The sequence below is a fragment of the Nocardia sp. NPDC049707 genome (genome assembly GCF_040674855.1).
Classification (GTDB): Bacteria; Actinomycetota; Actinomycetes; order Mycobacteriales; family Mycobacteriaceae; genus Nocardia.
The window spans coordinates 22,204-40,513 of record NZ_JBFANN010000034.1; the positions used below are offsets into that span (position 1 = coordinate 22,204).

At 64.9% G+C, this 18,310-nt stretch carries 20 protein-coding genes, 1 pseudogene and 1 riboswitch; of the genes and pseudogenes, 10 read left to right on the forward strand and 11 right to left on the reverse strand.

The annotated features are described in order from the left end of the window. Positions 1–13: 13 nt before the first annotated feature. The 3 genes from AB0J29_RS26155 to AB0J29_RS26165 form a co-directional block, all read right to left on the reverse strand. Entirely contained in the window at positions 14–1,501 is a 1,488-nt protein-coding gene (locus AB0J29_RS26155; protein ID WP_364791505.1) for an SH3 domain-containing protein, read from the reverse strand. A gap of 360 nt (positions 1,502–1,861) precedes the next feature. After that, positions 1,862–2,653, reverse strand: coding sequence for a thioesterase family protein (locus AB0J29_RS26160; RefSeq protein WP_364791508.1), 792 nt, complete (start codon positions 2,651–2,653; stop codon positions 1,862–1,864). Positions 2,654–2,734: 81 nt separating this feature from the next. Further along, complete coding sequence (locus AB0J29_RS26165) at positions 2,735–3,979, reverse strand: KasA/KasB family beta-ketoacyl-ACP synthase (protein WP_364791511.1); 1,245 nt, start codon at positions 3,977–3,979, stop codon at positions 2,735–2,737. Between the two features lie 39 nt (positions 3,980–4,018). Here AB0J29_RS26165 and AB0J29_RS26170 point away from each other — a divergent pair, with 39 nt between their 5' ends. Next, complete coding sequence (locus AB0J29_RS26170) at positions 4,019–4,576, forward strand: TetR/AcrR family transcriptional regulator (protein ID WP_364791514.1); 558 nt, start codon at positions 4,019–4,021, stop codon at positions 4,574–4,576. Positions 4,577–4,816: 240 nt separating this feature from the next. Here AB0J29_RS26170 and AB0J29_RS26175 read toward each other — a convergent pair whose 3' ends face one another. Next, a complete protein-coding gene (locus AB0J29_RS26175; protein WP_364791517.1) occupies positions 4,817–5,278 on the reverse strand; it encodes a MarR family winged helix-turn-helix transcriptional regulator in 462 nt (153 codons plus the stop codon). 60 nt (positions 5,279–5,338) lie between these two features. On the opposite strand from AB0J29_RS26175, the gene AB0J29_RS26180 reads away from it, so the two are divergent. The 3 genes from AB0J29_RS26180 to thiC all read left to right on the forward strand — a co-directional run bounded on the left by AB0J29_RS26180 (position 5,339) and on the right by thiC (position 8,149). Then, complete coding sequence (locus tag AB0J29_RS26180; protein WP_364791520.1) at positions 5,339–5,746, forward strand: VOC family protein; 408 nt, start codon at positions 5,339–5,341, stop codon at positions 5,744–5,746. A 68-nt stretch (positions 5,747–5,814) separates the two neighbouring features. After that, a complete protein-coding gene (locus tag AB0J29_RS26185; RefSeq protein ID WP_364791523.1) occupies positions 5,815–6,297 on the forward strand; it encodes a VOC family protein in 483 nt (160 codons plus the stop codon). 108 nt (positions 6,298–6,405) lie between these two features. Next, positions 6,406–6,532, forward strand: a riboswitch (TPP riboswitch). Beyond that, positions 6,524–8,149, forward strand: coding sequence for a phosphomethylpyrimidine synthase ThiC (gene thiC / locus AB0J29_RS26190; RefSeq protein WP_364791526.1), 1,626 nt, complete (start codon positions 6,524–6,526; stop codon positions 8,147–8,149). It overlaps the preceding riboswitch by 9 nt. 161 nt (positions 8,150–8,310) lie before the next feature. Here thiC and AB0J29_RS26195 read toward each other — a convergent pair. From AB0J29_RS26195 to AB0J29_RS26205, 3 genes and pseudogenes are all read right to left on the reverse strand, one after another. Further along, positions 8,311–8,505: pseudogene (locus AB0J29_RS26195) on the reverse strand (hypothetical protein); the annotation flags it as partial. A 78-nt stretch (positions 8,506–8,583) separates the two neighbouring features. Next, on the reverse strand, positions 8,584–9,840 hold the full coding sequence (locus tag AB0J29_RS26200; RefSeq protein WP_364791529.1) for a homogentisate 1,2-dioxygenase domain-containing protein: 1,257 nt from the start codon (positions 9,838–9,840) through the stop codon (positions 8,584–8,586). Positions 9,841–10,083: 243 nt separating this feature from the next. Next, a complete protein-coding gene (locus AB0J29_RS26205; protein WP_364791532.1) occupies positions 10,084–10,497 on the reverse strand; it encodes a MarR family transcriptional regulator in 414 nt (137 codons plus the stop codon). Positions 10,498–10,572: 75 nt separating this feature from the next. Between AB0J29_RS26205 and AB0J29_RS26210 the strand changes: the two genes are divergently transcribed. Both AB0J29_RS26210 and AB0J29_RS26215 read left to right on the forward strand, forming a co-directional pair. Continuing rightward, complete coding sequence (locus AB0J29_RS26210) at positions 10,573–11,100, forward strand: winged helix DNA-binding protein (protein WP_364791535.1); 528 nt, start codon at positions 10,573–10,575, stop codon at positions 11,098–11,100. Between the two features lie 92 nt (positions 11,101–11,192). Further along, entirely contained in the window at positions 11,193–11,441 is a 249-nt protein-coding gene (locus tag AB0J29_RS26215) for a type II toxin-antitoxin system prevent-host-death family antitoxin (RefSeq protein WP_364791538.1), read from the forward strand. Positions 11,442–11,741: 300 nt separating this feature from the next. Here the strand turns inward: AB0J29_RS26215 and AB0J29_RS26220 are convergent, their stop codons facing one another. From AB0J29_RS26220 to AB0J29_RS26235, 4 genes are all read right to left on the reverse strand, one after another. Further along, positions 11,742–12,377 (reverse strand): Uma2 family endonuclease, encoded by a 636-nt coding sequence (locus AB0J29_RS26220; RefSeq protein WP_364791541.1) that lies wholly within the window; start codon positions 12,375–12,377, stop codon positions 11,742–11,744. A gap of 75 nt (positions 12,378–12,452) precedes the next feature. Then, on the reverse strand, positions 12,453–13,268 hold the full coding sequence (locus AB0J29_RS26225) for an exodeoxyribonuclease III (RefSeq protein ID WP_364791544.1): 816 nt from the start codon (positions 13,266–13,268) through the stop codon (positions 12,453–12,455). A gap of 53 nt (positions 13,269–13,321) precedes the next feature. Next, positions 13,322–14,320, reverse strand: a complete 999-nt coding sequence (locus AB0J29_RS26230; protein ID WP_364791547.1) for a GNAT family N-acetyltransferase — start codon at positions 14,318–14,320, stop codon at positions 13,322–13,324. Further along, entirely contained in the window at positions 14,313–14,903 is a 591-nt protein-coding gene (locus tag AB0J29_RS26235) for a peptide deformylase (protein WP_364791550.1), read from the reverse strand. The genes AB0J29_RS26230 and AB0J29_RS26235 overlap by 8 nt, the downstream gene beginning before the upstream one ends. Before the next feature lie 252 nt (positions 14,904–15,155). Here AB0J29_RS26235 and AB0J29_RS26240 point away from each other — a divergent pair, with 252 nt between their 5' ends. The 4 genes from AB0J29_RS26240 (at position 15,156) to AB0J29_RS26255 (ending at position 18,222) form a co-directional block, all read left to right on the forward strand. Beyond that, positions 15,156–15,437 (forward strand): DUF3263 domain-containing protein, encoded by a 282-nt coding sequence (locus AB0J29_RS26240; protein WP_364791683.1) that lies wholly within the window; start codon positions 15,156–15,158, stop codon positions 15,435–15,437. Between the two features lie 299 nt (positions 15,438–15,736). Next, positions 15,737–16,246: a LytR C-terminal domain-containing protein gene (locus tag AB0J29_RS26245; RefSeq protein WP_364791686.1), complete on the forward strand. Its 510-nt coding sequence runs from the start codon at positions 15,737–15,739 to the stop codon at positions 16,244–16,246. 129 nt (positions 16,247–16,375) lie between these two features. Beyond that, positions 16,376–17,062 (forward strand): superoxide dismutase family protein, encoded by a 687-nt coding sequence (locus tag AB0J29_RS26250; protein WP_364791553.1) that lies wholly within the window; start codon positions 16,376–16,378, stop codon positions 17,060–17,062. A 14-nt stretch (positions 17,063–17,076) separates the two neighbouring features. Next, the gene (locus AB0J29_RS26255) at positions 17,077–18,222 is read left to right on the forward strand and encodes a glutamate--cysteine ligase (RefSeq protein WP_364791556.1); all 1,146 of its coding nucleotides are present in this window, start codon (positions 17,077–17,079) and stop codon (positions 18,220–18,222) included. Positions 18,223–18,310 lie beyond the last annotated feature (88 nt).

The following is an 18,310-nucleotide window of genomic DNA, read 5'->3' on the forward strand; positions in this document are numbered from 1 at the left end:
TGTCGGTGGATGTTCAGGGTGCGTCGGGCAGTGTGAGTGGTTGGATCGCACGGCCGTCCACCCATGCGGTCCAGCCGTTGTCGCAGGCGATATGCGCCCAATCGCCGGCGCGGCCGAGGATCTGGAGTTCGACGCCGGCAGCGATGCTGGTGATCGGGTCGAGGCTCGGATCGGGCGCGGCCCATGCGTCCAGTCCGCCCTCGGGGACCAGGTGGGTCGGGTACCACGCGCCAGCGAGGGGTTCGATGGCGCGCCCATCGATCCATGCGGTCCAGCCGTTGTTGCAGGCGATATGCGCCCAGTCCCCGGACCACTCGAGGATCTGGAGTTCGACGCGCGGGTCGATGCGGGCGATGGGCGGCCGGGTCGGGTCGGGAGTGGCCCAAGCGAGCATGCCGTTGCCGGGCACCTGGTGGGTCGGATGCCATGCCGGTGCGCTGCCGCGCTCGACCAGCTCCGGCACGACCTCCGTGGGTACGGCAGACGCGTCGAATGCCGGTATGGTGTCGGCGAACGGCTTGACCACGACAGGGTCCAGCACATCACGCACCAGACGGAGCGCGACTTGCGCTGTGGTCTCGAACAATTCCGCACGCGGGTTGCGTGCCGCCAGCTCGCGCCAGAATGCGAACCGGGTCGTGAACGTCGAACGGAATACCGTGAAATGGGCGAGTGCGTCCTGTTTCGTTGCCGCACTGGTCAATACGGCAATGCTCCCGGTCGTCACCAGCTGACTGAACGACCGCGCCACCGCGGTCCCGGCATCGGTGAATCGGTAGCTACCGAGCGCCTCCAGTCGGACCAGGTCCAGCAACGCCAGCCGGGCCAGTCCCTCCGTCATCCGACCGGCCGCCGCGGCGAGCGATACCGGTACGGCGCCCTTGGCGGCGGATAGGGCCCAACGGGTGTCGCCGCTGGCCAGCCCCTTGGCGAGTTGCTCCTCCAGCTCGAGCGCCCGCAGTTCGAGCGGTTCGGGCGCGACGTTTCGACGTAGGACCGCGGCCAGACGGGCCTCTTGTGCCGTGTCGGCGGCGGCGAGCAGCGCGGCGAACGCGATGAGATCGAGGTCGATCGGTGGTGACGCGGATCCGGGGCCGCAGGAGGTGAGATCGAGCAGTTCGTCCACGAGCACGGTGGCCTCGCCGAGTGTGGGCACGACGGCGAAGTCGAAGCCGTTGTCGCCGGTTCCGGCCTGCATGACATAGGTGTCGTCTTCGTCCCCGCGCAGTAGCAGCGCCGCCATCCAGGTGTCCTGCCCCGCGCGGTTGGCGGTGATCGCGGTGGTGTGGGCGGGATCGGCGGCGATCCGTAGTGCGTTCGTCGCCGGTCTGGAGAGTCGGTCGTCAGCTTCGAGCAGTCCGGTGTCTCGCAGCGCCGCCGCCGGGTCGTGCGGCGGGGTCCGCGGCGGCAGCGCGGACCGCGGCCCCGGCGCCAGCCCGGCGATGGCCAAGGCCGCGGCGAGTTGGTCCGGGGTCAGCCGGAAGCGAATCGGATTCGACATCGTCGACTCCTTCCCGCGTCGGCCAGCAGTGGCGCGACCGGAAGCAGCCCGAGCAGGGCACATAATCCAGCAAGACCCGGACCGGAAACCATTGCGCGAGTGGTATCGGTCGCCGGGCCCGGTGTCCGCGATGCGCGGTTTGCTGCCGGGTATCCAGTCATCAGAGTTCTCGGGTCGACCGAATCACATTTATGGTTTCACATGCGGCGATTGCTCAGCAACCGGCCGACCGGCGGTCCCAACCTGCGAAGTCCGGATCGCTCACCGCTTTGATCCGGTCGGCCGGTCAACCCGATCCGACGGCGCACACCAAGTGTCCGCGCGGGGCCGCACTCTTCGACCGCGCAGGATGCACCCGAGCTAGCGCGGTCCCAGGAACAACGTTTGAGTGCTGCGGCCGAGCGGGCCCTTTTCGTCGAAGAGCGCCGACTCCGCCAGGCCGACGCCGTACGGTTGCGGGTAGGTCGCGGCATCCAGGCAGACCCATTCGCCGGCCGGCTGTCGGTGCAGGGTGACCGTGAGATCGGTATTGATGAACAGGTAGCGGGACCAATCCAGTACCGAGCTGACGCCATTGCCTGAATCCGCCGCCGCGAGTGTGCGTTCCAGTGGGCTCGGGGTGGTACCCGCGACGATCGGATACTTCAGCCGGATCCAGCAGATCGCCGGGCCGGGTTCGCCGAAGGATCCGGTGACGAAGCGGTAGTCGATGCCGGTGTGAAAACCGATCGACTGGTCCGACGGGAACGGCGACGACACCCCCTGGTCCGGACCGGGCCGGGCGCCGGACGGCAGGAACTGCTCGGGCAGTTCGAGTTCCGGCTCAGCGAGTTTGAAGCGCCAGGCATTCGCCCGCAGCACCGGTCCGCGATCGGTGGACAGGGTCGCCTCGATCAGCTCCACACTGCGGCCGGGGCGGGCCACCCGCGTCGCCACCGTCAGCGGCTCCAGCGGAACCGGGCCGAGAATCTCCACCGCGACCCGCCCGACCTGGAATCCGGCCCGCGGCTCACAACGCTCGATCGCGTACCCGAGCAGCGCGGAGGGCGGTCCGGCGTGCTGGGCGTCCGGTGACCACGGACCGCGGGTCAGTTCGGTCGAGACGAACCGATTCGGGTTCGCCGGATCTGGGGTGTAGAAGGCTTCCGCCACGTCGTTGTCCCGTTCCGCTGGATTGTTCGTACGGTTAACGATTCTGCTATGACGCTACTCCGCGGCGATAGGCCGCCAGCGCTACGCCCGCCCGAACGCCAGGGCGACATTGTGGCCGCCGAAACCGAAGGAGTTATTGAGCGCGAAATCAATGCGCTGCTCACGGGGTGCGCCCGCCACGATATCGAGGTCGATCTCCAGGTCCTGATTGTCGAGATTCAAGGTGGGCGGGACGATTTGGTCGCGCAGTGTCAGTATGGTGAGGATGGATTCGAGCGCACCGACCGCGCCGATCGAATGGCCCAGAGCGGATTTGGGCGCGTACACCGATGCCTCCGGCGTGACCGCGGTAATGGCATTGGCTTCCGACGCGTCGCCGATCGAGGTGGACGTGGCGTGCGCATTGACGTGCTGAATATCCGAAACCTGTAATCCGGCAGTGCATATCGCTTTGCGCATGGCGCGCGCGGCGCCGATGCCCTCCGGTTCCGATGCGACGATGTGATAGGCGTCGGAGGTGATCCCCGCGCCGAGTACGCGTCCGTGCATCTGCGCGCCGCGCGCCCGCGCGTGCCGCTCGGATTCCAACACCAGGAGTGCGCCCGCCTCGCCGAAGACGAATCCGTCGCGGTCCCGGTCGAAAGGTCGCGATGCCCGCTCCGGTTCGTCATTGCGGGTGCTCATCGCCCGCATCATGGCGAAACTCGCGATCGGCACCGCATCGATATGCCCCTCGACGCCACCGGCCACCACCACATCCGCCTCGCCGGTGGTGATCAGCCGCCAGGCGTGCGCGATCGCCTCCGAACCGGAGGAGCAGGCCGAGACCGGCGCGAAAACCCCTGCCTTGGCGCCGATTTCGAGTCCGACCGTCGCGGCCGGACCGTTCGGCATGACCATCGGCACCGACATCGGCGACACCTTCCGGTAGCCACCGTCGCGCATCGAATCGACCGCATTGATCAGCGCATCGCCGCCGCCGAGTCCGGTGCCGATGACGACCGCGAGCCGCTCACCCTCGACCTCGGGTGCGCCCGCATTGCGCCAGACCTGGCGGCCCAGCACCAGGGCCAGCTGCTCGACATAGGAGTGACGGCGCTGTTCGATGCGGGTGAGCTGATCACCCGGCCGTGTCTTCAACTTGCCGCCGATGCGGACCGGCAGTTCGTATTCGGCCACGAAATCGTCGTCGAGCATGCCGATGCCGCTGCGCCCGGCGAGCAGTCCGGACCAGGTCGCATCAATGTCATCGGCGAGCGCTGTGGTCGCGGCGACCGCGGTGACCACGACGGCCGGGCGAGTTTCTGAAGCGATTGTTACAGTCACGGTGTCATGAATACCTGTATCAATCGCTACAGTCAACTCATGGCCCGCCCCATCGACCATGCGAAACGCGCCGACCTGCTGGCCGGTGTCGTCGAATACATTGCCGCCCACGGTCTCGGCGACCTGTCGCTACGCCCGCTCGCCGCCGAACTCGGCACCAGTTCGCGCATGCTGATCCACTACTTCAACACCAAGGAAGAACTGCTGGTCCAGGCGCTTACTACGCAGCGTCCGGATATCCCCGCGGTCTTCGCGGGGGTCTCCGACGCGGCTTCGCTGCGCGCGCGGCTCGGCGAATTCTGTGCGGTGAATATCGCGGGGGAGGCCACGACGAGTGTGCGGGTGCTGCTGCAGGTGCTGGGGGCGGCGTGTGCGCCGGGCAGTCCCTATGGCGAATACGCGAATGCCGCGATCACGACCTTCATCGGGACGCTCACCGATGCGCTGCGTCGAATCGAATCCATCGATGACCCGGAAGCTGTTGCCACGCTATTGGTTTCGGGATTGCGCGGCATCATTCAGGATCGGTTGATCACCGGCGATGTGGAGCGCACCGATCGGGCCGCGCGCCGGTTGATCGATCAGATCATCCGTTAGATACGAAAGACTCTGTGTCGGCTGCCTAAGCCGACACGGTGTCGGATGTGGTGCCTCAGCGAGGGCGATGGTGGCGCAGAGTGCGGCGACGGCGATGAATCGCAGGGCCGCTCGGCCGGACCGCGATCAAGATCAGGTGGAACCTATCGCGGCATCGCCCGAGAAACGACTGCCCGCATTGCCACCTGATCTTGATCCACGCCCAATGGCCATGTGGAGCTGAAATGGGGCGAGCGCCAATCACTCCGGCACGGTGCCGGGGTGGGTGTGTTGGAAGAGGCGAAGCATCATGTTCGATAGGGCAATTCGTTCTTGCTGGCTGAGGGGGGCCAGAATCTCGTCGCGTACCTGCCGTGCCTCCTTGTCGAGGGCGCGCAGTGCGGTCCGGCCGGTCCTGGTGATCCGCACCGACATGCGACGACGATCGGCGGGATCGCGAGTGCGTTCGACCTGACCGGCGTCGGCCAATTCGTCGACGATCTTCGCCACATCGCTCGGATGGATATCGAGCCGAATGCCCAGATCGCGCTGCGCGTGCGGTCCGAAATCGGCGAGCGCGGTGAGTATGGCCATGTGCCACAGCCGAAGTCCATGCGCCGCAAGGCGATCGGCGAACCGGCCGCGCGCGGTCTTGCCCACCCGTGACAACAGGTAGGTCTCGAGCCCGAGCAGGCTCGGCGGCAGGGTACGCGCGGAATCCATGCGACAAATTATAGGGCTGAGCCTACGATAGGTTCACACCTACTAATAAGGAGACGCGCCATGGACGCCCTGCACACGAGACTGCTAGTCACCGACTTCGCCGCATGCTTCGACTTCTATGCCGCCGTCCTACCGGAGCTCATCGGCGCGAAGCTGATCAAAGGCACCGCCGCGGGTCCCTATGCGAACTGGGATGTCGACGACCAAGCGGTGCTGGCGCTCTTCGACCGCAACGCGATGTCCGAGGTCGTCGGCAGCACCGACCTGCCCGTCACCGCCGCACCCGCGCAGGATGCCGTGATGTTCGTCTGCCGAGTACCCGACGTCGACGCGGGCCTCGACTTGTGCCTGCGTCATGGCGCGACCCTGGCCGCCGCCGCGGCCGATCGTCCGCACTGGGGCCCGAATCTGCGCACAGCGCACCTGCGCGACCCGGCGGGCACCCTGATCGAACTCCAGTCCTACTGACCGGGCGATGAATTCCGCCCGCTCGCGCCGTCGGCACTGATACAAGCACACCGATCGGGAGGACCACCATGCAGAAAATCGTCACGAACCTCTGGTACGACACTCAGGCCGAGGAGGCCGCCGAGTTCTACTGTTCGCTGTTCGACGATTCGAAGATCACCAATGTCGTGCCCTACTCCGAGGCGGGTCCGCGGGAAGCCGGGCTCACCATGCTCGTCGATTTCGAACTCAACGGCCAGAAGTTCTCCGCCATCAACGGCGGCGGCGACTACCACTACACCCATGCCATGTCACTGCTGGTCAATTGCGACAGCCAGGACGAGGTCGACCGACTCTGGACGGCGTTGCTCGCCGACGGCGGTCAGCCGATCGAATGCGGTTGGCTCAACGACAAATACGGTGTGCCCTGGCAGATCTGGCCCGTCGAAGCCGACACCCTGCTGGCCAGTGCCGATCGCGCGGCCGCGAACCGCGCCATGCAGGCGATGCTCGGGATGCAGAAGATCGACCTGCAGGGCATGCGAGACGCCTACGCGGGCAAGATCAGCTGATCTGCGGAATCTACCGGCGCCCGGTCGGGCCTCGGGCGCTTCGCTGGATTTTCCTCCGATCGCCCGGCGGGGCACGGACATGGAAAGGTATGGTCGAGCGGGAAAATTTCACACACCAACGGGGGCTCGCACCAGCGGGCTGAGAGGACGGCTAGCCCAATTCGGGCGTTCAGGGCCGTCGACCGTATGAACCTGACCGGGTAATGCCGGCGTAGGGAGGATATTCATGAGCACACCTGTCGACTCCGTGACCACCGGTCCGATCGAGGGCAGCGTCAAGCACTATCAAGAGGTCGATGACCTGCGTATTCCGGTGCGTCGGATCAATCTGACCAATGGCGAGCACTTCGACGTCTACGACACCTCGGGCCCGTACACCGACGATACGGCGTCCATCGATCTGGAGGCCGGTCTGCCGAAGTTGCGCGACGGCTGGGCCAAGCCCGAGGTCGACGGTCCGCCGACCCAGCTGGCCTGGGCCCGGCAGGGCATCATCACCCCCGAGATGCGCTTCATCGCCGCGCGCGAGGGCGTTACGCCGGAGCTGGTCCGCGACGAGGTCGCCGCGGGTCGCGCGGTCATCCCGGCCAACCACAAGCATCCAGAGCTGGAGCCGACCATTATCGGCAAGAAGTTCCTGGTGAAGATCAATGCCAATATCGGCAATTCGGCCGTGTCCTCCTCGATCGCGGAGGAGGTGGAGAAGATGGTGTGGGCCACCCGCTGGGGCGCCGACACCATCATGGATCTGTCCACCGGCAAGAACATTCACGAGACACGCGAATGGATCCTGCGCAATTCGCCGGTCCCGGTCGGCACCGTGCCGATCTATCAGGCGCTGGAGCGGGTGAACGGCGATCCCACCGCGCTCACCTGGGAGATCTACCGCGACACCGTCATCGAGCAGTGCGAGCAGGGCGTCGACTATATGACCGTGCACGCCGGTGTGCTGCTGCGCTACGTCCCGCTGACAGCCAAGCGGGTCACCGGCATCGTCTCGCGCGGCGGATCCATCATGGCGGCATGGTGTCTGGCGCATCATCAGGAGTCGTTCCTGTACACCAACTTCGCCGAACTCTGCGAGATCCTGGCGAAATACGACGTAACGTTCTCCCTCGGTGACGGACTGCGTCCCGGCTCCATCGCCGATGCCAATGACGAGGCCCAGTTCGCCGAGCTGCGCACCCTCGGCGAACTGACCAAGATCGCGAAATCACATGGCGTGCAGGTCATGATCGAGGGTCCGGGGCACGTGCCGATGCACAAGATCGTGGAGAACGTGCGGCTGGAGGAGGAACTGTGCGAGGAGGCGCCGTTCTACACCCTCGGCCCGCTCGCCACCGATATCGCACCCGCCTACGACCACATCACCTCGGCCATCGGCGCGGCAATCATCGCGCAGGCGGGCACCGCGATGCTGTGCTACGTCACCCCCAAGGAGCACCTGGGTCTGCCCAATCGTGACGATGTCAAGGTCGGCGTGATCACCTACAAGATCGCTGCGCACGCCGCCGACCTGGCCAAGGGCCATCCGCACGCTCAGGACCGCGATAACGAATTGTCCAAGGCGCGGTTCGAATTCCGCTGGCGCGACCAGTTCGCCCTCGCCCTCGATCCGGACACCGCCCGCGAATACCACGACGAAACCCTCCCCGCCGAACCCGCCAAGACCGCCCACTTCTGCTCCATGTGCGGTCCGAAGTTCTGCTCGATGCGCATCTCCGCCGACGTGCGGGAATACGCCGCGCGCCAGGGGCTTTCGGAGATCGAGGCGATCGAAGCCGGGATGGCGGAGAAGTCCGCGGAATTCGCCGACCATGGCGCACAGGTATATCTGCCGGTGGTGTCGTAGGTAGGCCCCGGCGGCCACTGAATGGCGATAGCCCCGGACCAAGTGAGGTCCGGGGCTTCTCTCAGCAAGCTACACGAACAATCCGCCGCTCAGGAGTGGATTCGGGAAAATTGCTGCCGAGCGGTTTGCGCGGTCAACCGTACGTTGAGCGCATCTCTCGATCACGCGCATGCCAGATATGTCCGCGGACCTCGCCGAGGCCGATGCGCGGCGCATGCGAACCCGGGGCCGATTGCGCACTGCATGCCACCGACGTGGCCCCGCCGCCATGAACGGATTGAGACTCGGCGCGGCGAATACGGATCCTCCAGTGCCGCAGCGAGATCGATGACCTGCTCGCCGATTCGCGTGCCGACCCGGAAGTCCTGGCCTTCCGGTGCGAAGACGCCATAGGGGAGATTGTCCGGACCGAGGAGGGTGCTGTCCGGAACTCTTCATGCGGGCCCACGGCGCTGGTTCGCGTGCGGGCGTTGATTCGGTTGCCGATGCGCGTCGGATTGCGGTCCGCGCCCGGACCAGGTCCACGCGTATCCGGGATCCTCGCAGGCCAATGCGCCTTCGCCGAGTTCGAGGGGGCGGAAGGTATCGACCATGACCGCGAGTTCGTCGAAGAAATCGATGCCGATACTGCGCTCATATGCGCCCGGCTGCGGACCGTGCGCATAACCGCCGGGATGTACCGATACCGAACCCGGCCCGATACCGGAACCCCTACGCGCCTCGTAATTTCCACCGCAGTAGAACATGATCTCGTCGCTGTCGACATTGGAGTGGTAGTACGGCACCGGAATCGACAGCGGGTGGTAGTCGACCTTGCGCGGAACGAAATTGCACACCACGAAATTGATCCCCTCGAATGCTTGATGGGCGGGCGGCGGCTGATGCACCCGGCCGGTGAGCGGTTCGAAATCGGCGATATTGAAGGTGAGCGGATACAGGCAGCCGTCCCAGCCGACCACATCGAATGGATGCGTCGCGTAGATCATCCGCGTGCCGACCACCTGACCGCCTGGACGGTGCTTCACCAGCACCTCGATATCGGTTCCGGTGGCGATCAACGGTTCTGCTGGCCCGTGCAGATCCCGCTCGCAGTACGGCGAATGTTCCAGCAGCTGACCGAATTTCGAGAGATAGCGCTTCGGCAGGGTGAGGTGGCTCGAGGCTTCGATCACATAGGCGCGCAGCGGTTCCGGGCCGCTCGGTAGCCAACGGTGCGTGGTCGCGCGCGGGATCAGCACCTGGTCGCCCTGCCGGGCGGGGATGGTGCCGAAGACCGTTTCGGCAACGGCCGCACCGGATTCCACGTACACCAGCTCATCGCCGATCGCATTGCGGTACAGCGGTGACGCGCCCTTGGCCACCACATATGAGATCCGCACATCCGCATTGCCGAGCAGCAGCCGACGGCCGGTGACCGGATCGGCGCCCGCCGGGGTGTCGCCGGGAAAGAGTTCGTGCAGGCGCAGATGTCGATGGCGCAGTGGATGATTCGGGGTGAGTGTCTGGTCCGGCAGCTCCCATACCGTCGAATCGACAATGGCGGGTGGCAGGCCGCGGTGATACAGCAGCGAGGAATCGCCGGAGAAGCCCTCCTCGCCCATCAGCTCTTCGTAATAGAGCCGTCCCCGGTCGTCTCGATGCTGGGTGTGCCGCTTCGGCGGCACCGCACCCACCTGCCGATAGAACGCCATGACCGTACCTCCGGCTGGACCGCTGGATTTGCTATCCATCCTAGTGCCGCACGCGTTGGTAGGATGGACATTTTGTCGGTCCACTGCGGACTTCTGCGGCATTTCGCCTAGCGATGGGGTGAAGCGCTGAACATTTGTCAGGTGTGACCGGGTTCGCCCTGGTACCGGGCCTGTAGATCGAATTCCTACGTTGACGCATGATCAGCGAAAACGATTACATGACAACGAAATACACCTGTCGTGTTAAGGCATCGCTTCGATGAAGCGCGTGAGTAGTCGCGCGAACTCGGCACGCTCGGATTCGGTCCACCCGGACATGGCGCGATCGAACGTCTCACGCCGTCGCTGGTGCGCTGCGGCGACAACGGCCTGTCCACGGCTGGTCAGCATCAATACCGAACGTCGACCGTCGGCCTGATCGGCGGTCCGCCGCACCAAATTGGTGCCGACTGCCGTCGCTATCAGCTTGCTCGCCCGCGACTGGTCTACCGCTAGGGCCGCCGCCACCGTGGACACCGTGGGCTGATGGGAGGACTCGATGACATCCAGGACGTCGAATGCCTGCCCAGCGGCTTCCTTCCCGCCCGCCAGGGTGCGCCTCGACTGACGGCGGCGAATCGCGATCATTGCCTGCTCTACACGATCGACATCATCCATATCGGCATGTTATCGTTCGATGTACATGTACTAGTACAAGTAATGGTAATTATCTATCTACATGTAGGATGTCAAATGCGAATTCGGTCTCTGTTGCTCGGTGTCTTGGCGGCCACGACGCTGCCGATGGTGGCGTGCTCCAGTGAGGGGCAGGACGTGCCGGCCTCGACAGTGGCCACTGATCCGCCCAATGGCAGATTGATCGGGTATCAGTTGAAGCGACTCGACCAGCTCATCGAGTCGACATTCGACAAGCTTCTGAACGAGGCCGGTCTTACTCGACGACAGTGGCAGACCCTGAACACCATTAGCCGGGGTCCGGCCGATATGACACAACTCATGGATGCGCTTCGTCCATTCTGGGAGGTGAATCAGGAGAACGTCGCCGAAGTGGTGGCCGAACTCACCGCGCGCGGCTGGGTCGAGCAGGGCTCGGACTCTCGCTATCTCCTGACGCCGGCCGGGCGAGAGGCACACGGTGACGCTGCCAACACCGTGGACCGGATACGAGACCTGTCCGCAACCGGAGTCGCACCCGAGGAGTTCGACACAATGATGGACGTGATGGGGCGATTGATTGCGAATTTGGAACGCGTTGGCTGAGGATTGGTGCAGAGACCGCACACAATTCCCCGCTAGACCCGCCCCGCGTAGCGCTCTGTACACAAGTGTGGCCACTCGCTACACATGTGTGCATGAAGACCATCGATCAGCGTGATCTCCGTAACGACAGTGGCAAAATTCTCGACGCCGTTGAAGCTGGGGAAATCTACACCATCAGTCGTAACGGTAGGCCTGTCGGTGAACTCCGACCGGTGGGTCGCCGCGCGTTCGTGCCTGTCGCAGAACTGCTCCGGACGGCCGCGCACTTGCCGCCGGTCGACTACGATCAATTCCGCGCCGATCTAGATGCCGTGATCGGCCAGGATCCGTTCCATGACTGAGCCCGGCGGTGCCAGCACATCCTTCTCGACACTTCCGTTGTCATCGACTTCGAGGCAGTCGGTAAGAAGGCTCCCGGCGAAGCGGCTATCAGTGTGATCACTCTCGCTGAACTCGGAGCCGGGGTGCACGCGACCAAAGATCCCGTCGAGCAAGCGCGACATCAGTTCCGGCTGCGCTGGGTGGAAGCTGCCATGGCGCCATTACCGCTGGATGCCGATGCCGCTCGCGCATACGGCTCGCTCGCGCTGCTGGTCGAGGCGACGGGCCACAAGCCTCGCGAGTTCTTCGAGTCGGACAGATCAGTCCAGATCTGCGTCCAGTTCGGCCCAGGTGATGCTGACGTCCAGTGGATCGCTGATCGCGACGGCTATCGCGCTGTGCGAGCGGAATCGGGTCTCCGTTACTACGTACTCGCCCGCGCTGTTGAGCCGCAGTACTTCGATGGACTTGACGGGACCGTTGTTGTTGTCCAACTTCACGATCCAGTATTGCTCGATACCCAGGTTGGCGTACTCGGCGCGCTTGTCGATGCAGTCGGCGGTGACGGTGCCCGGTGAGACGACCTCGACAACCAGCAGTGTGTCCGCGAACGTCGGCTTGGTCCTCCATCTGCCGCGCGGCTCCTCGATGCAGCGATAGACGATGCCATCCGGCCGCCGGAAGTTGAGCGGAACATCCGAGACCAACATGTCCAGATCGCCACTGGCCCTTAGACAGGGCTGGTCAGCACCGCGCTTGCGGACCCCCTCGCGTAGTGCATTCTTGATCGCATCTGCCACAGCCACGTGGTTCGGTGAGGGGGACTCGCAGTGCACGACGAGACCGTCTTTGACCTCGATTGCCCGGGACAGATCCTCGGGCATCGCCAGGTAGGCGTCCAGGTCCATCGCCGGATCACCTGTGCGCAGCCACGACCAGTCATATGCTTCGCTCACCCGGATCAGCCTACTCACGGCAGGCATGCAGCGGCTGCATTCCTCGCCTCCATGATCGGGCCTGGTCGCTGCACCTCAGTCCATGATGTCTGCGAAGACCGGGGCGTGGTCGGATGCGCCTTTGCCCTTGCGCTCTTCACGGTCGACGCCCGCGTCGGTCACCCGAGCGGCCAGTGCCGGGGAGGCCAGGATGAAATCGATGCGCATGCCTTCTTTTCGGGGGAAGCGCAGTTGGGTGTAGTCCCAGTAGGTGTAGACGCCGGGGCCGGGGGCGAACGGGCGCATGACGTCGGCGAAGCCGGTTTCGACAATGGCGTTGAAGGCGTCGCGTTCGGGTTGGGAAGTGTGGGTTTTGTCGGCGAAGAATTCGGCCGACCAGACATCGTCGTCGGTCGGGGCGATATTCCAGTCGCCGACCAGCGCGATCTGCGCCTCCGGATGCTCGGCGAGCCACTGGGCGCCGTTGGCGCGCAGGGCGGCAAGCCATTCCAGTTTGTAGGTGTAGTGCGGGTCATCCAAGGTGCGGCCATTGGGGACGTACAGGCTCCACACCCGGACGCCCCCGCAGGTCGCACCGAGTGCGCGCGATTCCACGATCGGGGTGCTGATCAGCGATTCGCCCGCGTCCTTGTCGAAGCCGGGCTGATCCGGGAACGCGTCTGCCACGTCGTCCAGGCCGATGCGTGAGGCGATCGCGACACCGTTCCACTGGTTCAACCCGATATGGGCGACCTCATAGCCGAGTTCGTCGAAGCGCTCGAACGGGAACTGGTCGTCGCGGCATTTGGTTTCCTGCATCGCGAGCACATCGATGTCCTGGCGGTCGAGGAAGTCCGCGACCCGGTCGATGCGGGAGCGGATCGAATTGACGTTCCAGGTCGCGAGACGCACGGATGCCTTCCTTCACAATGGGCTATAGGTCTGTTGTACCCCGGGTTGTCGGTTCAGCGGGAGCCGTCCGGTGTGGCGTAGCGGTAGGTGTGGTGGTCGAGGAAGCCCAACTCGTGATACATCGCGATGGCCCCGGTATTTTCGGCCTCGACCTGGAGATATGCGTGGGTGGCGCCACGGTCGGCGCCCCAGCGGATCAGCTCCGCGCAGATCAGCGAACCCAGTCCGTGCCTGCGGTGTTCGGCCGCCACCGCGACACAGGTCAGGCCGATCCAGCGGCGGCCGTCCGGTGCGGTGGTGAGTGCGCCGCGGCCGATCGCGATGGGCTGCGGCAGGCCGAGCGAGGCGAAGCCCACTTCGCCGTCGTGTACGGCCGTCAGCACCTCCACCACCGGCGGCGGTGAAACAGCCTGTGTCGCAGGATCTTCGCCGCTATAACGGTGCATAGACAACCAGGCGTCATCAGGTGCGGACACGATACGAACCATTCGCGGCCCTTGCGGCAGTACGAAATTCTCGATATCGATCGCCAATAACTGGGTTTCCCGCCGACTCTGCCAACCCGGCGGCAGCGATGCGAGCCGATCCGGCAGCGCGAGCTGCACCGGCAGGCCATGTGCGGTGTACCACTCGCCGATGCGCTGTAGCGTATCGGCGCCCAATGTCGCCGGACCATCCGAGCTGCCAAGCGGCACAGCGGAATTGGCGCGGTTGGTGTAGCCGTTTCCGGCCCGCAACAGCCACCCGTCGATCCAGCCTTGTTCGATACCGGGCCAGCCGTACGCCGCCGCGGCCTCCAGCGCCCGGATCTCCTTGGTGCGAATCGGTCTCGGTCCCAACGCTTTCATAGCGACCACGCGATCCACCGCGACCGCGACGACCTGCCCGTCCGCGGCCCGCACGGTAGGCGGGTCCAGTGAAACCAGTTCGCCGATCACATCTGTGAGTGGTTGTGGATAACCCGCCGGCAATCGGTACCGCAGCACTACGCGCCGCCCCAACGGGATATCGGGCAATGTCGAATCGCCCGGTGGAGCCGCAGGATCAGTCATCGTGTCCGAAGGGATCGGGTACGGTACCCGGAATCCAGCTGAGTCCCGGTGTGCCCCAACCATTTCGCTTGATCGCCTTCTTGGCCGCGCGGGCATTGCGACCGATCAGCACATCCACGTAGAGAAAACCGTCGAGATGTCCGACCTCGTGCTGGAGCATGCGGGCGAAGAAGCCCTTGCCCTCGATCTCGACCGGCTCGCCGTGCTCATCGATTCCGGTGACGCGGGCCCATTCGGCGCGGCCGGTGGGGAATTGCTCACCGGGCACCGAGAGGCAGCCCTCGTCATTGTCATCGGGATCCGGCATGGTCTCCGGAATCTCCGAGGTCTCCAGCACCGGGTTGATCACCGCGCCCTTGCGCCGCACGGTCGACCCATTGGCATCGACATCCGGGCAGTCGTAGATGAACAGCCGCAACGGCACGCCGACCTGGTTCGCGGCCAGTCCGACGCCATTGGCGGCATCGAGCGTCTCGTACATATCCGCGATCAGCTCGGCCAGTTCCTCCGGCGTCTGGGTGACCTGCTCGGTCGGATTGTGCAGAACCGGGTCACCGACGATCACGATGGGGAGGATTGCCATAGGGGCAATTATTGCCGATGGGCTCGCAGCCGCCGCAATTGCTCTTATCGCGGATGGTTGCGACCCACTACCGACCGGTAGCGAACACGCCGTGACGGTGCTGGGGCAATCCCGCGGCCCGTGGTTGAATGATCCGCGGCATACAAGCATCATTTTCGTCTGGTGGCTACTCGACGAGGGAGCAAGATGGACGGCGCAGCGGCTCCGGATCTTTCCGCGATCCAAGACGGCCCTTCTGCGAGCGAAGATGTCATGGCAGCCCAGCAGGTCGATGGTGACGGTGACGGTCTCAGCCGTCGCGAACACGACATCCTGGCCTTCGAACGGCAGTGGTGGAAATACGCCGGGGCTAAAGAAGGGGCCATTCGTGAACTGTTCGGTATGTCACCGACCAGGTACTACCAGGTACTGAACACGGTGGTGGATCGGCCGGAGGCACTGGCCGCCGATCCCATGCTGGTGAAACGGTTGCGCCGACTGCGGGCGAGCAGGCAGAAGGCGCGAGCCGCGCGCAGGCTCGGCTTCCAGGTATGACCCGCCGCCGCAAGTACGGAGCCTGCGCAACGACCACGGCACCGGGTTTGCGGCTAGGGTTCTCAACGTGAGCGAGCGTCAGCGAGTGAACCAAAAGCACAGCGCGCCGTCGTGCACGGTCGAGCCGAGCGCCAGCGAGGCGCAGCCGTGAGCGAGCGAGGCGCAGCCGTGAGCGAGCGTCAGCGAGTGAACCAAAGGCACAGCGCGCGGTCGCGCACGGTGGAGCCGAGCGCCAGCGAGGCGCAGCCGTGAGCGACTCGAATCCCACCCCCGGCGGGCCGCCATTGCGCGCGCTGGCGATGGTGTTGATCGCGCTGGCCATCGTTTTCGCCGGGCTCGGCGCGATGTCGTTATCGAGTTCGGACTCCGATACCTCGGGGGCGGGTGATTCCTCGAGCACAACCAGTCGGGCCGCCGCCACCACGGCGGTCGCGACGACCAACTCGCCGGTGCAGAACATGAATCCGGCACCGACCAGTTCGGCATCGGCCACAACGAAGTCGTCGACCACCTCGACGACTCCGGCCACCACCACGGCGAATCATGCTGTGCCGGTACATGTTCTGAACAACAGCACTGTTCCCGGACTGGCCGCGCGCACCGCGAGCGAGCTCACCGCCAACGGCTGGACGGTTGCCGAGGTCGGCAACTATCCCGGCCCCAATATCACGAATACGACTGTGTACTACGGCAATAACCCCGGCGAGAAAGAAGCCGCACTGGCCATAGCCGATGAACTGGGCGTGAGCGCCGAGCCGCGCTCGGGTGGGTCGGGCTCGGGCGTGACGGTGGTTGTCACCGGCAACTAATCAGTGCGGGGGCTCGCGACACGGCCCGGTCACGGGTGCGACACGGCGGGCGTGGCATCATCTTGTCCGGTAACGAACGTGTCCACCCAGCTTTACTCGTAAACTCGGTACTCGTAAAGGAGTTCCCCGATGGCCCCGTACACAACTCGTCGCCCGTCCTGGCGGACTGTGACCCCGGTGCTCGCTGTCGCGGTCTTCGGACTGGCCGCGTGCTCGAACAGTCAGGAGTCGAGCGACGTCCAGGGAACTACACCGCCCGTGTGGACCGGTGCGTCCGCACCGCCGGCCGGCGCATTCGGCACCGAGACGGGCGCCCCGAATGCCAATACCGGGGTGAAGGTCGACCTCAAAGATCCGGCCGGTGCCTCGGTCGCCGTCGCGAACATCACCAAGGACGGCAACCACCTGCAGATCAGCATCGAGGCGCACGGCCTGCGTCCCGGCTTCCACGGCGTGCACATCCATCAGTTCGGCAAGTGCGAGCCCAACTCGGTCGCGCCCACCGGCGGACCCGCGGGTGACTTCCTGTCGGCCGGTGGCCACCTGCACGTCGGCAGCGCCAACGCCCACCCGGCCAGCGGCGACCTGACCTCGCTCGAGGTCCGTGCCGACGGTGCGGGCAAGCTGGTCACCACCACCGATGCGGTGACGTTGGATGACATCAAGGGCAAGGCCCTGATGATCCACGCCGGCGCCGACAACTTCGGCAATATCCCCAACCGTTATGTCCGCGCCGACGGCGTTGCCGGCCCGGACGACACCACTTTGGCGACCGGCGATGCGGGCGGCCGTGTTGCCTGCGGCGTAATCCAGTAGCAAGGTTCACCGATATGGCCGGGACAGCAATCGCGCGGGTTCCTTTCCCCGGTTCGCCCCGGCCCACTATCGGTATCGAATGGGAGATCGCGCTCGTCGACAAGGTCACCCGCGATTTGTCGAATACCGCTGCGGCCGTATTCGATTCGCTCGGTGACCTACACGCCTACGACGGAACCCCGCAGGTCACCAAGGAATTACTGCGCAATACCGTCGAACTCGTCACCGGTGTGCACAACAATGTCGGTGAGGCCGTCGACGATCTGCGCGGCACCATGGATACCGTGCGCCGGGCCGCCGATCCGCTCGGCGTCGATCTGTTCTGCGCGGGCACCCATCCGTTCGCCCAGTGGTCGGCCCAACAGCTCACGCGCTCAGCGCACTACGACGAACTGATCGATCGCACCCAGTGGTGGGGCCGCCAGATGATGATCTGGGGCGTCCATGTGCATGTCGGAGTTTCGCACGCCGAGAAGGTTTTTCCGATCCTGAACTCGCTGCTGCTGTCGTATCCGCATCTGCTGTCGCTGTCGGCGTCCTCGCCGATGTGGGCGGGCGCGGATACCGGCTATGCGAGCAACCGGACGTTGATGTTCCAGCAGCTGCCCACCGCCGGTCTGCCGTTCCAATTCGAAAACTGGTCCCAGTTCGAGCATTTCGTGCACGATCAGATGAAAACCGGTGTTTTCGAACAGCTCGGCGGGATGCACTGGGATATCCGGCCCGCGCCGAAGTGGGGCACCATCGAGGTGCGGGTCTGCGATGGGATCTCGACCCGCGCCGAGCTGTCGGCCATGGCCGCGCTCATCCACTGCCTGATCGTCGACCTCGATCAGCGTCTCGAGGATGGCGAGGCACTGCCGACCATCCCGCCGTGGCATGTGCAGGAGAACAAGTGGCGCGCGGCCCGTTACGGTCTCGATGCGATCGTCATCGTGGACGACGACAGCAATGAGCGGTTGGTCACCGATGATCTGATCGATCTACTGCAGCGGTTGGAGCCGACCGCCAAGCGGCTCGGCTGTGTGGACGAACTCGCCTTGGTGGCGGAGATCCCACAGCGCGGCGCGTCCTATCAGCGGCAGCGCAAAGTGGCCGCGAGCACCCAGGGGGATCTGGTCGCGGTGGTCGATGCCCTGGTCAAGGAGTTGAACCAGTAGATCCGCCTGACCGGACGGACCGCTGACGTTCAGCTGGTCACGGGATGGCGTTAATCCGCCGTTTACTATGGTCGACGTGCTTGTCGAA

Coding starts and splice junctions, on each gene's coding strand:
- AB0J29_RS26155 (WP_364791505.1), bottom strand. CDS start 1,501: ATGTCGAATCCGATTCGCTTCCGGCTGACCCCGGACCAACTCGCCGCG.
- AB0J29_RS26170 (WP_364791514.1), top strand. CDS start 4,019: ATGGCCCGCCCCATCGACCATGCGAAACGCGCCGACCTGCTGGCCGGT.
- AB0J29_RS26175 (WP_364791517.1), bottom strand. CDS start 5,278: ATGGATTCCGCGCGTACCCTGCCGCCGAGCCTGCTCGGGCTCGAGACC.
- AB0J29_RS26180 (WP_364791520.1), top strand. CDS start 5,339: ATGGACGCCCTGCACACGAGACTGCTAGTCACCGACTTCGCCGCATGC.
- AB0J29_RS26185 (WP_364791523.1), top strand. CDS start 5,815: ATGCAGAAAATCGTCACGAACCTCTGGTACGACACTCAGGCCGAGGAG.
- thiC (WP_364791526.1), top strand. CDS start 6,524: ATGAGCACACCTGTCGACTCCGTGACCACCGGTCCGATCGAGGGCAGC.
- AB0J29_RS26200 (WP_364791529.1), bottom strand. CDS start 9,840: ATGGCGTTCTATCGGCAGGTGGGTGCGGTGCCGCCGAAGCGGCACACC.
- AB0J29_RS26205 (WP_364791532.1), bottom strand. CDS start 10,497: ATGGATGATGTCGATCGTGTAGAGCAGGCAATGATCGCGATTCGCCGC.
- AB0J29_RS26210 (WP_364791535.1), top strand. CDS start 10,573: ATGCGAATTCGGTCTCTGTTGCTCGGTGTCTTGGCGGCCACGACGCTG.
- AB0J29_RS26215 (WP_364791538.1), top strand. CDS start 11,193: ATGAAGACCATCGATCAGCGTGATCTCCGTAACGACAGTGGCAAAATT.
- AB0J29_RS26230 (WP_364791547.1), bottom strand. CDS start 14,320: ATGACTGATCCTGCGGCTCCACCGGGCGATTCGACATTGCCCGATATC.
- AB0J29_RS26235 (WP_364791550.1), bottom strand. CDS start 14,903: ATGGCAATCCTCCCCATCGTGATCGTCGGTGACCCGGTTCTGCACAAT.
- AB0J29_RS26240 (WP_364791683.1), top strand. CDS start 15,156: ATGGCAGCCCAGCAGGTCGATGGTGACGGTGACGGTCTCAGCCGTCGC.
- AB0J29_RS26245 (WP_364791686.1), top strand. CDS start 15,737: ATGGTGTTGATCGCGCTGGCCATCGTTTTCGCCGGGCTCGGCGCGATG.
- AB0J29_RS26250 (WP_364791553.1), top strand. CDS start 16,376: ATGGCCCCGTACACAACTCGTCGCCCGTCCTGGCGGACTGTGACCCCG.
- AB0J29_RS26255 (WP_364791556.1), top strand. CDS start 17,077: ATGGCCGGGACAGCAATCGCGCGGGTTCCTTTCCCCGGTTCGCCCCGG.